We start from the raw sequence: 16409 nt of genomic DNA, 5'->3' as shown, positions 1-16409 counted from the left end.
CGGAGTATGAAGGTCACGGGTCGTAGGGCGGTTGCGGTCGCGGTGGCGGTGCGGTCGCGGAGGCGGGGCGGTAGCGGTGGAGTACCAGCACAGCACCGGAACTCGCGCTTGCGCGAGTTCCGCTTTTTTGATCCAGATTCTTTGGCGGGGGTCGAGCGCTCGCCCCAGGCGAGCGCGAGGCCCCCGCGAAAAAAGGTGGTTGTTAAGTGCGTCTCGGAAAAACGGGCGGCACGTGACGACGACAGTCCGGCGAGCGGGGGCGTTCGCGCTGGTCGGGACGGGCGGGTTGCTCGTCCCGGCCGTCAGCCGGGTGGCTCCACAGGTGGTCGCCGCCGTCGCCGGCACGGTGCCGTTCACCGACCGGATGACGTCGCAGGCGGTCGCCACCGTCGCCGGGACGCTCCCGTTCATCGCGGTCGCCGTGTTGGCGCTGTACGTGATCGACGAGGGATTCGTGTTCGAGTTGTTCGCCCGCCCGGGCGACCGCGAAGACGGTCGCCTCTACGGGCTGGCGGGCTTTTCGCTCGCCATCGCGGGGCTGTCACTGCTGGGCTTGCAGTTCGCGCTCCCGATGACGGTCTTTTCGACGGCGGTGTTCATCCTGGCCTACGGGAACCTCGCGGAGCATCTCGTCAGGGCGTGGCGGTCGGACCCGGCGGTCGCGACGGCGGGGTTCGTCGCCGGCGGCTCGGTGCTTGGCTTCGGCGCGGGACTGGCGACCGTCGCGTTGACGCCCGAGTCCGTCCTGCCGGCGACGCTTGCCTTCTTCGCGGTCAGCGGGGCACTCCTGGCCTCGCTGTTGCGGGCGGTGCTGTTCGCCAGGGACGACCCGCTGGTGATGGTCTCGGTCGCGCTCCTGTTGTGGCTGTTCGCGGACCTCGGGGTCGCCGTCTCGCCCGTCCGCGTCGCGGTCGCGCTCGCAGTGACTGGTGGCTTCGGCTACGTCTCCTACTGGCTCGACGCGGCCTCCATCGCGGGGATGGTCACCGGCGTCCTGCTGGGGCTGTTGACCATCGTCCTCGGGGATTACGGCTGGTTCGCGATGCTGATCACGTTCTTCGGCGTCGGTGCGCTCTCGACGAAGTTCCGCTACGACGAGAAACAGGAGCGCGGCATCGCACAGGAGAACGAGGGGGTGCGCGGGAGCGGGAACGTCCTCGCGAACTCCCTGATGGCGCTGGTCGCCGTCGTCGGGTTCGCCGCGAGTCCGACCTACGTGCCCGTCTCGCCCGCGGTGTTCCTCTACGCCTTCGCCGGGGCCGTCGCCGCGGCGATGAGCGACACGCTCTCCAGCGAGATCGGGGGGCTGTTCGACCAACCGCGGCTCATCACGACCTTCGAGCGAGTCGCGCCCGGCACCGACGGGGCCGTGACCTGGCAGGGCGAACTCGCCGGCATCGCGGGTGCTGGGTTGATCGCTGCCATCGCGGTGGCCTTCGAGTCGGTTCAGCCGCTGGGCGCACTGGTGATCGTCGGCGCGGGCGTCCTCGGCATGACTGCCGACAGCCTCCTCGGAGCGACCGTCGAGGGGCGGTACTTCGGGAACCAGGTCGTCAACTTCCTCGCGACGGCCGTCGCCGCCGTCGGTGGTGGCGGCGTCGCGCTGGCACTCGGCGCGCTATGATCCGGCCCGCAACGGCCGACGACCTGCCGCGACTGCGCGCCATCCAGCTGGCCTCGCTGGCCGAACCATGGGACGGACTGCTCGAACCCGCTATCGACGGCCCACCGGTCGTCCTCGTCGCTGTCGACGAGGCCGACGAGCCGAACGGCTACGCCGTCGCCATCCCACAGGATTCCGTGGCGTATCTCGCGGAACTGGCGGTCGCAGCCGGCCACCGTGGCGAGGGCCACGGTTCCCGACTGCTGGCGGCGCTCTGTGACCGGCTCGCAGCGGACGGGTTCGAGCGCCTGGAGCTGACGGTCCGCGCCGACGACGAGCGGGCGCGGGACTTCTACGACGCCAACGGCTTCGCCGAACAGGAGCGACTTCCGGACCACTACGAGGACGGGGACGGGCTACTGCTGGCCCGGCCGCTTCAGAACTGATCGGCCATCCGAATCCGGACGCCGGTGGGTTGCTTGACGAACTCGCCGGTCGAGCGCGGGACGATCTGCTCGACGCCGCGCTGGGCGGCCACGTCGAGCAACCGCTGGTCGAGTTCCCCGTCGAGGACGACCGTCGTCGGCGTCACGTCGGCGTCGGCGACGGCGTCGAACGCTTCGCCCGCGGGGGCCGACGCGAGCTCCCCGAACTCGCCGTCCAGCAGGACGACCTCGCCGCTGTTCCCGTCGACGACCGCCTGCACGTAGCCCGCCAGCGTCTCCGGTTCGGTCGGCGCGTCCGCGGTATTCTCGTCGTCGGCCGTCGCGGTGGCGTCGTCGTCCGTCACCGCATCGTCGCCGTCGGTCGCGTCTTCGGTGGCCTCGGTGTCTGCGGTGACATCCTCGGCACACTGGTCGGCCGACGCGGTGTCGGTCGTCTCGGGTGTCGCGGCCGACTCGGTATCGTCGGTCGTCTCCGGCGGCGCGGGACGGGCGCTCCCGTCGGTCGCCGCGACGGTCTCGTGGGGCGAACTCGCGCCCGCGACGGCCTCCATCGGGACCTTCTCCCGGAGCGCGGCCATCACTTCGTCGCGGGCCAGGTCCTCGACCGACCGGTGTTCGGGGGCGAAGGCGACGTAGTTGACCTCGCCGACCTGCCCGAGTTCCTTGAGGATGAGGTCGCCCCCGCGGTCGCCGTCGAGGAAGGCGGTCACCGTCCGCTCGCTGGTGAGGTCGGCGACCGCCTGTGGCACGTCCGTGCCCTCGACGGCGACGGCGTTTTTGATGCCGTACTTCAGCAACTGGAGCACGTCGGCCCGACCCTCGACGACGATGATCGCGTCGCTGTCGCTGACGCGGGGTCCGGCCGGCAGCCCCTCGTACTCCGTGATGTCCTCGACCCGGACGGCCTGCCGCACCTCCTCGATCAGGTCCGCGCTCCGAGTCACCTCGCCCTCGAATTCGGCGAGCAGGTCCGTCGCCCGCTCGACGATCTCCCGGCGTTTGGCCGCGCGCACGTCCTCCAGTTTGGTCACCTGGAAGTCCGACCGACACGGACCGACCCGGTCGATAGTTTCCAGGGCGGCCGCGAGGATGGCGGTCTCGACCTTGTCGAGGCCGCTGGCGATGGTCACCTCGCCGTAGGAGCGGCCGCCCTCCGACTCGATCTCCACGTCGATCCGGCCGACCTTCGAGGACTCTTGGAGCGCCCGGAGGTCGAGTTCGTCGCCGAGCAATCCCTCTGTCTGCCCGAACACCGCGCCGACGACGTCACTCCGCTCTACCACCCCGTCGGCGACGATGTCCGCGTGAATCAAGTATTTCGCTGAATCCTGCATAGCTGGTGAACTGCCCCTGCTGGGGGCGATACTGTGAACCGCGTGATGATGATGTCTCCATGAACGCACCCATGGATACGTCTGAACGTAACGGCCTTGCCGTGAAATACCTACCGTTCGAGTACAGGTTCTGACACTTCCGGCGAGCGTCGAAACCGACTTTTCGGTGGCGGTCACCCCTCCGATATGGGTATCGAGGAAGCCGACATCGACCCCGAACGGTTTCTGGAGGACGTGGAGATGCGGATCGGAACCGTCCGGTCCGCCGAACCGTTCCCCGAAGCCCGCAAGGACGTGTACAAACTCGAAGTCGACTTCGGCTCGGAAACGCGCCAGTCCGCGGCCGGCCTGACCGACAACTACGGCCCCGACGAGCTGGAGGGGCGGCAGGTGCTGGCCGTCGTCAACCTCGGGACGGTCACCATCGCGGGGTTCGAGAGCCAGTGTCTCGTGACCGGTGTGGACGACCCCGAGGGCGACGTGGTCTACCTCCAGCCCGAGCGCGAGGTGCCGGACGGGACGCGGGTGTACTGACTTCCCCACCACGCCCGGAGCCGTCGGCGGGACAGCCTGCCGACCGTCGAAGGAAATATGTCTTCGGACCTCCGTTCTGAACGCTATCGACACGTCTATTTGCGTCCAGCGGAAGGTTTCGACAACATGACCCGAGAGACCTTCGTCTGGAGCGCGGTCGCGGTCCTGCTGGTCGCGCTGGCGGTGCCCTGGTTCTGGTGGGGGTCGAGCCGCGTCGTCGCCGGCCTGCCGGTCTGGGTCTGGTGGCACGTCGGCTGGATGGGGCTGACCGCCGTCGTCTTCGCCGTCTTCGCCCGCCGGGCCTGGGGCGTCGGCGTCGAGGGTGGTGTCGATGGCTGAGACGGGCCTCCAGCTCGGTATCATCGTCGGCTACCTCCTGCTCGCGCTCGGCGTCGGGCTGGTGGCCTACCGGCTGACCGACCGCACCGCCGAGGACTACTTCCTCGCGAGTCGGACGCTTGGCACCGTCGTTCTGCTGTTCACGACGTTCGCGACACTGCTGTCGGCGTTCACCTTCTTCGGCGGACCGAACATCGCCTACTCGGCCGGGCCCGAGTGGATTCTCGTCATGGGGCTGATGGACGGTGTTCTCTTCGGTATCCTCTGGTACGTGATCGGGTACAAGCAGTGGCTCGTCGGGAAGGCCAACGGCTACGTGACCCTCGGGGAGATGCTCGGAGATCGCTTCGGCTCACGACGCCTCCGCGCGCTGGTCGCTGGCGTCTCCCTGTTCTGGCTGTTCCCCTACGTGATGCTCCAGCAACAGGGGGCCGGCACCGCGCTGGCGGCCCTGACCGACGGCGCGGTCCCCTACTGGCTGGGGGCCGGCGGCATCACCCTGTTCATGATCGTCTACGTCGCGCTCTCGGGGATGCGCGGGGTCGCCTGGACCGACACCCTCCAGGGACTATTCATGCTCGGAATGGTGTGGGCCGCGGTCGCCTGGATTCTGTCGGCGGTCGGCGGTCCCGGCGCGGCCACGGCCGAACTGGCCGGGGCCGCACCCGGTCACGTCACACTGGGCGGCGGGCTCTACACACCGGCCTACGTGCTCTCGACGGCCGTCTCCATCGCGTTCGGCGTGACGATGTTCCCGCAGGTCAACCAGCGGTTCTTCGTGGCCGGCTCGAAGAAAGTTCTCAAGCGCACGTTCGCGCTCTGGCCGGTGCTGGTCATCCTGCTTTTCGTCCCCGCGTTCATGCTCGGCGCGTGGGCCCAGGGGCTGGGCATCGCGGCCGGTGAGGACGCGAACGTCCTCCCGCTGCTGTTGAACGAGTACACGCCCGCGTGGTTCGCGGCGCTGGTGATCGCCGGTGCGATGGCCGCGATGATGTCCTCCAGCGACTCGATGCTCCTCTCGGGGTCGTCGTATCTCACCCGGGACGTGTACCGCCAGGCCGTCGCCGGCGTCACCGATCGCCGGGAGGCGCTGGTCGGCCGCCTCGGCGTCGTCGTCATCGCCCTGGTGTCGTTCGTCGCGAGCCTCTTCCAGCCCGGGACGCTGATCGAGATCGGCGACACCGCCTTCGGCGGGTTCGCACAGCTCGCGCTCCCCGTGCTGGTCGCGCTCTACTGGCCGGGAACGACCCGCACCGGGATGTACGCTGGCGTCGGCGGGAGTCAGCTGTTCTACCTCGCCAGCGTCTTCCTCCCGTTCGTACCGGCGAGCTACGTCTTCCCGCTGGCTCCCGGACTGGGCGGCTGGTCGGCCTCGGTCGTCGGGATGGCACTGGGGCTCGTCCTGACGGTGGGCGTCTCGACGGTCACCGGCCACGCCGCCGGGGAGGACGCCGCCGTCTACCGCGGCCGGTCTGCGGACTGACACGCAGGAAGCGGAAGCCCACCCCTTCAGGGGTGGGTCCGAGCGACACCACGCCCCGTCAGGCCACCGCCGATGGCTGTCTGCATCCCCAACGTTTAATCTACCGGAAACCGTACATAGAGGCACGCAAGACGGCGAAAAACTGGCAGTTGGATTGGGGTCTGCCCGGTGGACGAAAGGCTACCACACCGTTCCCGCGAGGGCGTCCCCGTGGCCCGCAAGGAAAATCAAAAAGCAACCCTGCGCCGGCTTGGGACGCGCCGCCACGCGGTGTGGCGGCGCGTCGGGTCGATGGCCCGGCCCGCGGCCCGGTGAACAACCGGGGACGACAGTCGCTGGGAGTGGATACGGCCCGCAAGGGCGAACACGTCAGACCCCGGATGGGGCCAAACCAGAGTCCCGCAAACCGGAGTACCCGCGAGGAGAAATTTGCCACCGGGTGCGGCATCACCGGGATGCCCACCGCGCGTGGAATCCCACGGCTTCAGCCGTGGGAGGAGGTCAAGGAAACTCGAACCCTTTTGAACGCGCCGGGGCAAGGAAGAGTATGCAGACACACATCGTGCCGGTCGGCTTCGACTACGACCGGCTCATCGCGCCACTGGTGCGCGAGCGGCTCGACGTGGACCGGGTGGTCCTGCTGGAGGGGGCCGTGGGGAGCGAGGCCAACGTCGAGTACTCGCGCAACCTCGCCGAGAAACTGGAGAAAGACTTCAGGAACCTCCTGGGAGCCGAAACAGAACGGATCGTGATCGAGGACGTCTACGACTACGACGCCGCGTTCGAGCGCGCGTACAGCCTCATCATGGCCGAACTCGACCGCGGCCGCGACGACGACGAGGCCAGCGAGGTCTGGGTCAACATCTCCGCGATGCCCCGAACGGTCTCGTTCGCCTTCGCCACCGCGGCCCACTCCATCATGGTCGAGCGCCAGGAGGAGCGCGAGCGCATCCACACCTACTACACGGTCCCCGAGAAGTACCTCGAAACCGAACTCGCCGAGGAACTCCGCCGCCAGATCGACCTGCTCTCGGACCTGCGCGAGGACGTGGACGACGACCGGGTCACCGAACGGCTGGAGAGCGCCCGCAGTCTCCTGGACGAGTTCGACGAACGCGGGACCACCATCGGCGCGAAGGAGATCGACGGCAGCCACGTCGTCGAACTCCCTGTCGCCTCCTTTTCGAACGTCAAACCGTTCGAGGAGATCATCCTCTTCACCCTCGGCGAGCACGGCGAGTTCGAGTCCGTCTCGGAACTGGCTCAGGAACTCTCCCGGGAACTCGGCGAGGATTACACCGACAGTTTCCGGTCGAAGGTGATCTACAACGTCGACCGGCTGGGACCGGGCGGGAAAGGCTACATTGAGCAGGAGGAACACGGGAAGTCCTACCGGACGCGACTCTCGCGGATCGGGGAACTGTGGGTCAGGGCCCACGCCGACCGGAACGACGGGGCCTGACTACTGGGGTAATCGCCCGAAGTCGTACATGAGCCACTGGTCGTCGTCGAGGACGAGGATGTAGTCGCGCTGGATATCGTCGTACTGTGCGGTGCTTGCGGTGTAGGAGACGATGGTCGCATCGTCGTAGCCGCGGTCCTCGGCCTGCTGGAGTGCGTCCTCGACGGCCGAGACGGCGGCTCCCGTGCGCTCGGCGTAGGCCTGCGTCGAGTACCGCTGGACGGACTCGATAGTGAGGTCCTGGACTCGACCCACAGCACGCAGGGAGTGGCCCTCGACGGTCAGTCGGCGGACCGTCTCGCGGTCGCCCTCGGCCGCCGCGCGGAGCATCTTCCGAACGACCGTCTCGGGACTCGTGCCGGCTACCTGCGCGGTGTCGTCGCCCCTGCTCTGCCCGGTCCTCTCGCTGTCGGTGCCGGTACTGGTCCCGTCGTCACTATCGCCGTCGCCGCTGTTACCGCCGTTACCGCCGTTTTCGGCTCCGCTACCGCCGTTTCCGATACAGCCTGCGATGCCACCGACTGCGACCACTGCCGCGCCGGCGAGGAACCGCCGCCGGCTTCGGTCCTGAAGGTCCGTCACGGACCGGCTATCAGCCACTCAGCACTTATTGGTTGGTTCGGTTTCACGACCGACGACTGCTGTGATCAGCTCCCGAGTTCGGCCTTCTTCGCTCGCGTCGCGGTGGCGAGAAACACGGCCAGGATGGTCAACACGACCGCGCCGGCGGCGGCCTGGTCGTGGGCGGCCAGCGAGTGGTCGAATCCGGTCACGGTCGATTCCGCGCGCAGGAGGGTGTGGTGGGGGTCGCCGACCAGCGGGACGAAGTAGTCCACCACGTCGTTGAGCGTGTACCAGCCCGTCGCGACCGCGATAGCCCAGACGGGAAACCGGCTGTAGCGGTGGATCAGGAAGGCCTCCACGGCCATCAGCGCGTGGCTCCAGATCAGGAAGTGGTACATCAGCGGGTTCAGGTCACCGAGGCCGTTGACGAGCAGCTGGACGTACGGCGTCCAGAGGCCGAGTTTGATACAGCCGAAGAAGGCCAGCACGTGGATCCACTCGGCCTGCCAGTCGAGTCGCCAGGCGACCAGCGAGAGACCGATGAAGCCCGTGGCCACGGGGCTGTCCGGGACGAACAGCCACATCTCGGGGGCTGTCAGCCCGAACTGGCCGACGAACAGCGGATCGGTGACCGGCACGGGGTGAAAGCCGTAGTACCAGAAGCCGAAGGCCGTCCCGAGGAGGTTGACGATGGCGATGGGCCAGGCCAGTCGCAGGGCGGCGTCTTCCATCCACGCGGGCAGGGGCGCGACGTACCGCGGCAGGCTCTCGCGGTCTGGGAGGGGTGTGTCGAAGTAGCGGGCGATGAACCCCTCCAGTCGGCGGCCGAGCCTGGTGACGACGGACATGCGGGGAGGATGGGCCGACGGTGGCAAAACGGTATCGGAGGCCGGTGCGGTCGTGGTTCCGTTTTTCTGGAAAGGACACGGGTTAAGTGCGTGAAACCCCTAGCGTGGGGTATGTCAGAGGCGACTGATCTGGAGGAGCTCCGTCGCGGGACCGAGTTGGTCAAGCGCGGGTTCGCGAAGATGCAGAAAGGCGGCGTCATCATGGACGTCGTCGACCGCCAGCAGGCCCGCATCGCCGAAGATGTCGGTGCCGTGGCGGTGATGAACCTCGAAGCCGTGCCGGCAGACATCCGCAAGCGCGGCGGAGTCGCCCGGATGGCCGATCCAGCCTCGCTCGAGGCTATCATCGACGAGGTCTCCATCCCGGTGATGGGGAAATCCCGCATCGGCCACACCAAGGAGGCACAGATCCTCGAGGCCGTGGGCGCGGACATGATCGACGAGAGCGAGGTGCTGACGCCGGCCGACGACCGCTACCACATCGACAAGCGCGAGTTCACCTCGCCGTTCGTCTGTGGCGCGCGCAACCTCCAGGAGGCGCTCAGGCGCATCCACGAGGGCGCGGCCATGATCCGCACCAAGGGCGAGGCCGGTACCGGCGACGTGAACCAGGCCGTCCACCACCAGCGCAACATCAAGAGTTCCATCCGCAAACTGAAGGGGATGACCCACGAGGAGCGCGAGAAGTGGGCCCGCGAACACGAGGCACCCATCGACCTGGTCCACGAGACCGCCGAGATGGGGCGGCTCCCCGTGGTCAACTTCGCGGCCGGCGGCATCGCGACGCCCGCTGACGCCGCCCTGATGATGCACCACGGCTGTGACGGCATCTTCGTCGGTTCGGGCATCTTCGGCGCGGAAGACCCCGAGGCGATGGGGACCGCCATCGTCGAAGCGGTCAACAACTGGGACGACCCGGAAAAGCTGGCCGAAATCTCCTCGAACATCGGCTCGGGCATGAAAGGCGACGCCAATGCCGACCTGCCGGAGGAAGAGAAACTGCAGGGTCGCGGCGTCTAACCTGTCATGAGTGAAGACGCAGGCGAACAGCGGGACAGGACTGGCGGCGACAGCGGCGAGACCGACCCGGACCGCGACCCCGCCGAGATCGCCGACGAGATCCAGCGCCCGGTCCTCCTGTTCGACGGCGTCTGCAACCTCTGTAACCGCTCGCTCAGACTACTCGTGAAGTTCGACGACACGGGCCACTTTCGGTTCGCACCCCTCCAGTCCCCGGTCGGCCGAGAACTGCTGACCCGGCACGGACTGGACCAGGACTACTTCGACTCCATCGTCCTGATCGACGGCGACGATTACTACACGAAATCCGAGGCTGCGCTCCGGGTCTGCCGGGAACTGGACGGCCCGCTCCCGCTCCTGTACGCACTGATGGCCGTCCCCGAAGGTGTCAGGGACCGCGTCTACGATTTCGTCGGCGACCACCGGTATCAGGTGTTCGGCAAGAAGGAGGAGTGTCCCGTCCCCGACGCGGAACTCCGACGGCGATTCCTCGAACGGTCGCTGGACTGAGTGGGGCCGGTACCGCCTTTCGGCCCGCGATACACACGGGCGTCTTTTGCGTTTCCGTCGCCGTACGCGGTGACTAGTGCCCGCGTATCTACCGCTCGTCGCCCAGTTCGGATCCGTCCTCGGCCGTCTGTCCTCGACCGAGGAGCGACTCCTCGCCAGTGTCGTCCTCGCGCTCGCGGCCATCGCCCTCGCCGCGCTGGCCGTCCCCTTTCTGCTCCGGCAGTGCAGGCGACTCGTCGCACAGCGGTACCTCGGCGGAGCCATCGACGACTTCGTCGGCCAGGTCAACGACCGATTCCCGGTGACGACGCCGGTCGTCCTCCTGCTCCGGTCGCTCCAGGTCGGCATCTGTCTCGTCACGGGAGGGACGCTGCTGGTGATCTGGAACCAGCAGTGGCTCGTCACACAGGCTTACACGCTCGTGCAGTTCTCGGTAGGCGACGTGCTCGCGTGGGTGTTCACCGGTCTGCTGGTAGTCGGTGCCTACGTCGGGATGGGCCTGCTCGAAGACGCCGTGGCCGCGTTCAGCCGGGAGGCCGACCGGATGACCGCCCACCAGGAGCAGATCGTCACCCGGGTCGGGCAGATCGGGCTGCTCGTGGTCGTCGCGTTCGTCCTGCTGGGCTTCTGGGGCGTCGACCTCGGTGGTCTGCTGGTCGGGGCGGGATTCCTGGGCATCGTCGTCGGGCTGGCCGCCCGGCAGACGCTGGGTTCGCTGATCGCGGGCTTCGTGTTGATGTTCTCCCGACCCTTCGAAATCGGCGACTGGGTCGAGGTCGGCGACGAGGCGGGCGTCGTCACCGACATCACGATCATCAACACGCGCCTGGAGAACTTCGACGGGGAGTTCGTCGTCATCCCGAACGACAGGGTGGCCGACCGGGCCATCACCAATCGGAGCCAGAAGGGCCGCCTCCGTCTGCGCGTCGACGTGGGCATCGAATACGAGGCCGACCCGGCGACTGCCGCCGAGGTCGCCACCGAAGCCATCGAGACCGTCGATCAGGTCGAAGAGACGCCGAGGCCCCACGTCTTCCCCCGAGATTTCGGTGACTCGGCGGTCGTGCTAGAGATGCGGTTCTGGATTGAACACCCGACACCGCCGAAACGCTGGCGTGCTCAGGCCCGGGTCGTCGAGCGGGTCAAGACGGCGTTCGACCGCGAGGGCATCACGATTCCCTACCCCCAGCGGGAACTCTCGGGCCGGGCCGAGACCGGTGGCTTCCGCGTCGACGACGGCCGAAGCGAGACCGTCCGGCCGGACGGCGCCGAGTGTGACGACTCGACGGACTGATCTGTCGCCGGCAGACACCTCCCTGATTCCGGGACCCGGCGCGCCCCCGCGATAGCTTAAAGTGCCGGTCAATAGGTGCAGAATACTTTTTATGCCGACTGTGGAACGTCTGGGGCAGAGAGCCGCAAAACCTGGGGGTTTGCGGGGCATATAATGAGTACGAAAATCACCTCGACGTTCGGGCGGGACGAGCAAGTCGCAGCGGTGATCGGTGCACTGGTCGCTGTGGTTCCGGCGGGGCTGTTGATCCAGTTCCTGCCGGGACCAGAGGGAAGCAAGACGCAGGGGTTCGAGTATTTCGCCTGGCTGGTCGGTGGGAGTGGGCTCACCACCGGGTGGCTGGTCTGGATCGGGACCTGCGTGGTCTTCGCGCTGCTTTTCGGCGTCTTCCTCTCGCGGACCGTGCACAACTTCACGAACACGATCATCATGATGTCCCGGAACATCGGGATTCTGCGGAAGATCCTCGTGCCGCTGCTGGAGCGGTCGGCACTCGGCGTCACCGCCGGCGGGTTCGGCCTGCTGTACGGTCACATCCTCGCCTACGGCTTTTTCGGCTACGTGATGCCCATCGTGTTGCCGATTCTGGGCTACAACGCGGGGCTCCCACCGCTGGCTGACTTCTCCGTGATCTTCGCGTACCTGCTGTACGGGCAGTTGATGGGCACCGTCTACGGCGTCCTGCTCGAAGCCCACTGGTTCAAGCCCGGCCGGACCGCCGACGAACAGAACGCGGCGCTCGTGGGTGCCGTCGGCGGTGGCATCGCCGGTGTCGCCGTCCTCTCGCTGCTCGGCGGGGACCCGGCCCTCACCGAGATCGCCGGACTGGTCGGGAGCCAGTCCCCACGCTTCGGGGCGGCGCTGTTCGTGGCCGCTGGCCTCGTGTTCGGCCTGCTGTTCGCTGCTGTCCTCTCCCGGACGATCAACGACTTCACGAACACGGTGATCATGTTCTCGCGGCGGTCGACGGCGACGCAGAAACTCCTCGTCCCGCTGTTGACCCGCGGGGCGCTCACCGTCACCGCCGGGAGCATGGGGATGGTCTACGGGACTGCCCTCGGCGTGGCCGTCATCGCGCTGGGTGCGGTCGGCGTCGGCCCGAACCTCGGCCTCGCGGGACTGGTCGCGCTTGTCGTGTACGGCCAGGTCCTCGGGAACGGCTACGGCCTGATGATGGAGAAAGTCGACGCGTCCACGTTCGTGCCCGGCGAGGCGGTCCGCGCTGGTGTCGTCGCGTCGCTCGGTGCTGGCCTGCTCAGCGGGGTCTTCGTCGCCCTCGCGATTGGCCTCGACCTGTTCGCGGGGCTGGCGTCCACGTTGGGCGCGACCGGCATCTCCACCGGCTTCGGTATCTGGATGGCCATGTCGGTCGCGCTGGGACTGGCCTTCGTCGCCTACGTCTCCCGGACGATCAACGACTTCACGAACACGGTGATCATGTTCTCGCGGCGCTCGACGCTCACCCAGAAACTGCTGGTGCCCCTGCTGACCCGGGCCGCGCTCGCGGTGACCGCCGGGAGCATGGGGCTGGGCTTCGGCCTGCTCGTCGGCGTCGCCTTCTACGGCGGGTCACTGCTGGGCGTCCTCCCGACGACCGGGCCGCTGATCGTCGTCGCGTTCGTCCTCTACGGCCAGCTCCTCGGGACCGGCTACGGGCTGATCCTCGGCGACGTGGACCTCAGCCTCCCCTCCCTGGGCGGCGACGAGCGGATCGTCGAGGAGGAAGAACAGCTGGGGACCCAGCCGGGAGCGTTCGCCCGCTGGCGGTCCCGGCGTCCTTTCGCCGGCGGCACGCTACTGGTGCTGGGTGGCATGATCATCGCCGCCATTCCGATCCGGCTCCAGATGATCCCCGCGACCCAGGGGCCGTCCTACTCGGCGCTGGGCATCGTCTTCGCGGCCATGGTCGTGGCCTGTGGCGTCTTCGCCATCGTCAAACCACAGCTCTCGACGCTGATCGGCGTCACCGGCATCGCCATGTCCATCCTCTCGCTGATCGGTGCCTTCGGCGGCCTCGTCATCGGCATGCTGGTCGGCATCGTCGGTGGCAGTCTCTGTGTCGCCTGGCAGGAACCGGGCACAGCGGAGTCCGACACGGAGGCGACCACCGGCGAGGAGCGGTTCCGCTGGATCAACGAGAGCGAACGGCAGCGCTGGTAGCGCGGATTTTTAGAACAGCGTCGCGCCGTCGCCGATCTCGGTCTGGTAGACGCGGGCCTCGACGCCGACCGCGTTGAACTGGTCGATCATCGCGGTGCCGACGGCCCGGCGGTCGCCGTCCTCGCAGGCGGCGATCACGGTCGGGCCGGCACCGCTGATCGTGACGCCGGTCGCGCCGGCGTCGAGGGCGGCGTCCCGGACCTGACTGTACCCGTCGATCAACTCGGCGCGGGCGGGCGTGACGACGGTGTCGTTCATCCCTTCGCCGACGAGGTCGGGGTCGTCGCGGTGCATGCCCGTCGTCAGCGTCGCGGCCCAGCCGACGGTCTCCACTAACTGGTCGACCCGGGCCGACTCGGGGACGACCCGGCGGGCGTCACGCGTGGAGACGACGATATCCGGGAGGCAGGCCACCAGCGGGATGTCGGCGTCGACCTTCGTGACGCCGTCGTCGGTCGCGATGGTGAACCCGCCCATGATCGACGGGGCCACGTTGTCGTCGTGAGCGTCGCCGGAGACGACGGCCTCCCCCTTGGCGGCGATGGGGACCAGTTCCTCGCGGGAGTGGCCCCGGTCGTACAGTTCGTTCAGTCCGACGGCGGCCGCGGCGGCGCTGGCGGCCGACGAGCCCAGCCCCGAGGCCGGGCGCACGCCCTTGTCGATCTCGATGCGGGCGGGGGCGTCGAGTGCCTCGGCGACGGCCCCGACGGTGTTCTTGTCGGGGTCTTCGGGGATGTACTGGCTGCCGACGCCGGTGACCTCGATGCTGATCTCGTCGGCCGTCTCGACACGAACCACGTCCGCCGGGCGGTCGAGGGCGACCCCGAACACGTCGAAGCCACTCCCGAGGTTCGCGCTCGTGGCCGGCGCCCGGACGGTGAGCATGCACGTGGCTTCCGTCAGGGCCGGCAAAAAGGTAGCGGACTCCGGGGTTTTCGCCGTGTCACACCGTCACGCACTGCAGAACTCGATCACTTCCTCGGCCACCACGTCCGGCTGTTCCTGGTGCACGAAGTGTCCGGCGTCCCGGATCCGGACGACGCGGGCGTCGGCCGCGAACGCGTCGCCCGCGTCCGCGAACAGTTCCGGCCCGATACAGCCGTCGTCGGCCCCTGCGATCACCAGCCCGGGGACTGCGATGGGTGAGGTGTCGTCGGGGTCGGGCCGGCCGTTCCGGAACAGGTCGGACACCAAGGGATTGACGAACTGGCGGTAGTACTGCAGGGCCGCGTCGGCGGTCCCGTCGGTCCGGAAGGTCTCCGTGACCGATTCGATGCGTTCCTCGGGGTAGTCCCAGCCCGGACTCCAGAGGTTCCACAGCACTTCGATCATGGCGAAATCGTCCCGACGGAGCGTCCGCTCGGCCAGGCCCGGGAGCTGGAAGAACCAGACGTACCAGCTCCGCAGGAACTGCGTGGGGTGGTTCCAGATGGCCGCGCCGAACCGCGGCGGGACTGCCATCGTCGCCATCGCCGAGAAGCGGTCGGGATCGAGCCGCGCCGCGCTGTAGCCCGCGACTGCGCCCCAGTCGTGGCCCACGAGGACGGCGTCGTCGTAGCCGTCGTCCTCGACCAGTCGGTCGGCCAGTGCGACCGCGTCGGCCCCCAGCGCGCGAGCGCTGTAGTCGGACTCCGGTGCTGCGTCGGTCGGGCCGTAGCCACGCATGTACGGCGCGACGGCGGTGAAGCCGGCGTCGGCGAGCCGTTCCGCCAGCGGGTCCATCGACCCGGCGTCGTCGGGGAAGCCGTGGAGACAGAGTGCTAGCCGGTCGCCGTCGCCGTGTTCGCGCACGGCGAAGTCGAGCCCGTTCGCCGCGACGGTCCGCTCGTGGTCGGTCATGCCCGGGCGGTCGCAGGCGGGCCACTTACCGGCACCGGGACGCGTCGGTTACTACCCTTGATCCGCGCCGGTCCCGCCGAACGTCTCCCCGGTCCCTTCGACGGTCACGACGCGGCCGTCCTGTGAGGTCGAGAGGTCGGTCGCGTCCGCGAACAGGCTGCTGTCCTGAGCCCACTGGTCGACCGCGTCGGTGTTCGCGTCGCTCTCGCTCCCGAAGACGTGTGCGCTCTTGACGTACTGGGTGCCGCCGTCGATCCGACCGCTGATGGCCCACCCGACGACGTTCTCGATATCGCCAGCGAAGAACTCGATCAGACCGCCCGTGCCGCCGACGGCGATCACCGCGTCGTCGTAGACGTGTTCGTCCAGCGCCGAGTACTCCTCGTCGGTCTCGGCGTAGCGGTTCCCCTCGCCAGCCTTCGTGTCGACGATGGTCTCGACCGCGCTCCCCCGGTCGTACCCCGCAGTGTCCCGGGCAGTCGCGTACACCGCCGCCCCATCTTTGACGCCGACGGTCCGCTCCTCGCCCGCGTACAGGGTGTAGCCGCTGTAACTGCCGTCCTCGCTGAAGCCGTTGCTCTCCAGCGACGAGCCAACGTCGCTCGCCTCGAAACTCCCCGTGGTGTGGCCGCCGACCGCCAGGATCGCCAGGTTGGCGTCCGTGCTATCGAAGTCGACGCCCATCTGCTCGAACGGGAACGATTCCGTGTCGTCCTCGTAGGTCGCCGTGCCGTTTTCGAGGTTGTCCTCGTTGTTCCGGAGGATCTCGTAGTCGCTGTAGGTGAACACGTACCCCTCGTCGGTCCCCGGAACGTCGCCCGGCGCGAACAGCGCGTTGTTGTACGCGAGCGTCTTCCCGCCCCCGCCGAGAAACGGAATGGAGTTACAGCCGGCGACACTGCCGACCGCTCCGACACTCGCCGTCACCGCGCCCAGTCGCAACGCACGCCGTCGTGTGAACTCTGAATCCATG

Annotated in this window: 16 protein-coding genes; 10 read left to right on the top strand and 6 right to left on the bottom strand. The window is 68.1% G+C overall.

Features of this window, described 5'->3' with window-relative positions:
- Positions 1-232: 232 nt before the first annotated feature.
- Positions 233-1624, top strand: coding sequence for a DUF92 domain-containing protein (locus MU521_RS09845; protein ID WP_092691903.1), 1392 nt, complete (start codon positions 233-235; stop codon positions 1622-1624).
- Positions 1621-2049, top strand: coding sequence for a GNAT family N-acetyltransferase (locus tag MU521_RS09840; protein ID WP_092691901.1), 429 nt, complete (start codon positions 1621-1623; stop codon positions 2047-2049). The genes MU521_RS09845 and MU521_RS09840 overlap by 4 nt, the downstream gene beginning before the upstream one ends.
- Here MU521_RS09840 and dnaG read toward each other — a convergent pair.
- A complete protein-coding gene (gene dnaG / locus MU521_RS09835) occupies positions 2040-3383 on the bottom strand; it encodes a DNA primase DnaG (RefSeq protein ID WP_092691898.1) in 1344 nt (447 codons plus the stop codon). The two genes, MU521_RS09840 and dnaG, sit on opposite strands and share 10 nt — an antisense overlap.
- Positions 3384-3569: 186 nt before the next feature.
- On the opposite strand from dnaG, the gene MU521_RS09830 reads away from it, so the two are divergent.
- From MU521_RS09830 to MU521_RS09815, 4 genes are all read left to right on the top strand, one after another.
- Positions 3570-3917 (top strand): tRNA-binding protein, encoded by a 348-nt coding sequence (locus MU521_RS09830; protein ID WP_092691895.1) that lies wholly within the window; start codon positions 3570-3572, stop codon positions 3915-3917.
- 126 nt (positions 3918-4043) lie between these two features.
- Positions 4044-4256: a DUF3311 domain-containing protein gene (locus MU521_RS09825; RefSeq protein WP_092691892.1), complete on the top strand. Its 213-nt coding sequence runs from the start codon at positions 4044-4046 to the stop codon at positions 4254-4256.
- Positions 4249-5739, top strand: coding sequence for a sodium:solute symporter family protein (locus tag MU521_RS09820; protein WP_092692040.1), 1491 nt, complete (start codon positions 4249-4251; stop codon positions 5737-5739). The genes MU521_RS09825 and MU521_RS09820 overlap by 8 nt, the downstream gene beginning before the upstream one ends.
- Before the next feature lie 547 nt (positions 5740-6286).
- Positions 6287-7201: an HFX_2341 family transcriptional regulator gene (locus tag MU521_RS09815; RefSeq protein WP_092691890.1), complete on the top strand. Its 915-nt coding sequence runs from the start codon at positions 6287-6289 to the stop codon at positions 7199-7201.
- Here the strand turns inward: MU521_RS09815 and MU521_RS09810 are convergent, their stop codons facing one another.
- Positions 7202-7783: a hypothetical protein gene (locus MU521_RS09810; protein WP_092691887.1), complete on the bottom strand. Its 582-nt coding sequence runs from the start codon at positions 7781-7783 to the stop codon at positions 7202-7204.
- 65 nt (positions 7784-7848) lie between these two features.
- A complete protein-coding gene (locus tag MU521_RS09805) occupies positions 7849-8613 on the bottom strand; it encodes a DUF1405 domain-containing protein (RefSeq protein WP_092691885.1) in 765 nt (254 codons plus the stop codon).
- A 111-nt stretch (positions 8614-8724) separates the two neighbouring features.
- Here MU521_RS09805 and pdxS point away from each other — a divergent pair, with 111 nt between their 5' ends.
- The 4 genes from pdxS (at position 8725) to MU521_RS09785 (ending at position 13597) form a co-directional block, all read left to right on the top strand.
- Positions 8725-9633, top strand: a complete 909-nt coding sequence (pdxS, locus tag MU521_RS09800) for a pyridoxal 5'-phosphate synthase lyase subunit PdxS (protein ID WP_092691883.1) — start codon at positions 8725-8727, stop codon at positions 9631-9633.
- 6 nt (positions 9634-9639) lie between these two features.
- Entirely contained in the window at positions 9640-10143 is a 504-nt protein-coding gene (locus MU521_RS09795) for a thiol-disulfide oxidoreductase DCC family protein (RefSeq protein WP_092691880.1), read from the top strand.
- Between the two features lie 76 nt (positions 10144-10219).
- Positions 10220-11437 (top strand): mechanosensitive ion channel family protein, encoded by a 1218-nt coding sequence (locus MU521_RS09790; RefSeq protein WP_245681172.1) that lies wholly within the window; start codon positions 10220-10222, stop codon positions 11435-11437.
- Between the two features lie 153 nt (positions 11438-11590).
- Positions 11591-13597 carry a DUF6114 domain-containing protein gene (locus MU521_RS09785; protein WP_092691877.1) on the top strand — a complete coding sequence of 669 codons (2007 nt, stop codon included), beginning with the start codon at positions 11591-11593 and terminating at the stop codon, positions 13595-13597.
- A 9-nt stretch (positions 13598-13606) separates the two neighbouring features.
- On the opposite strand, the gene MU521_RS09780 is transcribed toward MU521_RS09785, so the two are convergent.
- The 3 genes from MU521_RS09780 to MU521_RS09770 all read right to left on the bottom strand — a co-directional run bounded on the left by MU521_RS09780 (position 13607) and on the right by MU521_RS09770 (position 16408).
- Positions 13607-14482 carry a homoserine kinase gene (locus tag MU521_RS09780; protein ID WP_092691875.1) on the bottom strand — a complete coding sequence of 292 codons (876 nt, stop codon included), beginning with the start codon at positions 14480-14482 and terminating at the stop codon, positions 13607-13609.
- Between the two features lie 66 nt (positions 14483-14548).
- Entirely contained in the window at positions 14549-15436 is an 888-nt protein-coding gene (locus tag MU521_RS09775; RefSeq protein WP_092691872.1) for an alpha/beta fold hydrolase, read from the bottom strand.
- 51 nt (positions 15437-15487) lie between these two features.
- On the bottom strand, positions 15488-16408 hold the full coding sequence (locus MU521_RS09770) for a hypothetical protein (protein ID WP_092691870.1): 921 nt from the start codon (positions 16406-16408) through the stop codon (positions 15488-15490).
- Between the last annotated feature and the right edge of the window lies 1 nt (position 16409).

The organism is Halorientalis regularis (assembly GCF_023698535.1).
Taxonomy (GTDB): domain Archaea; phylum Halobacteriota; class Halobacteria; order Halobacteriales; family Haloarculaceae; genus Halorientalis; species Halorientalis regularis.
This window is presented reverse-complemented; position numbering and strand designations above follow the sequence as displayed.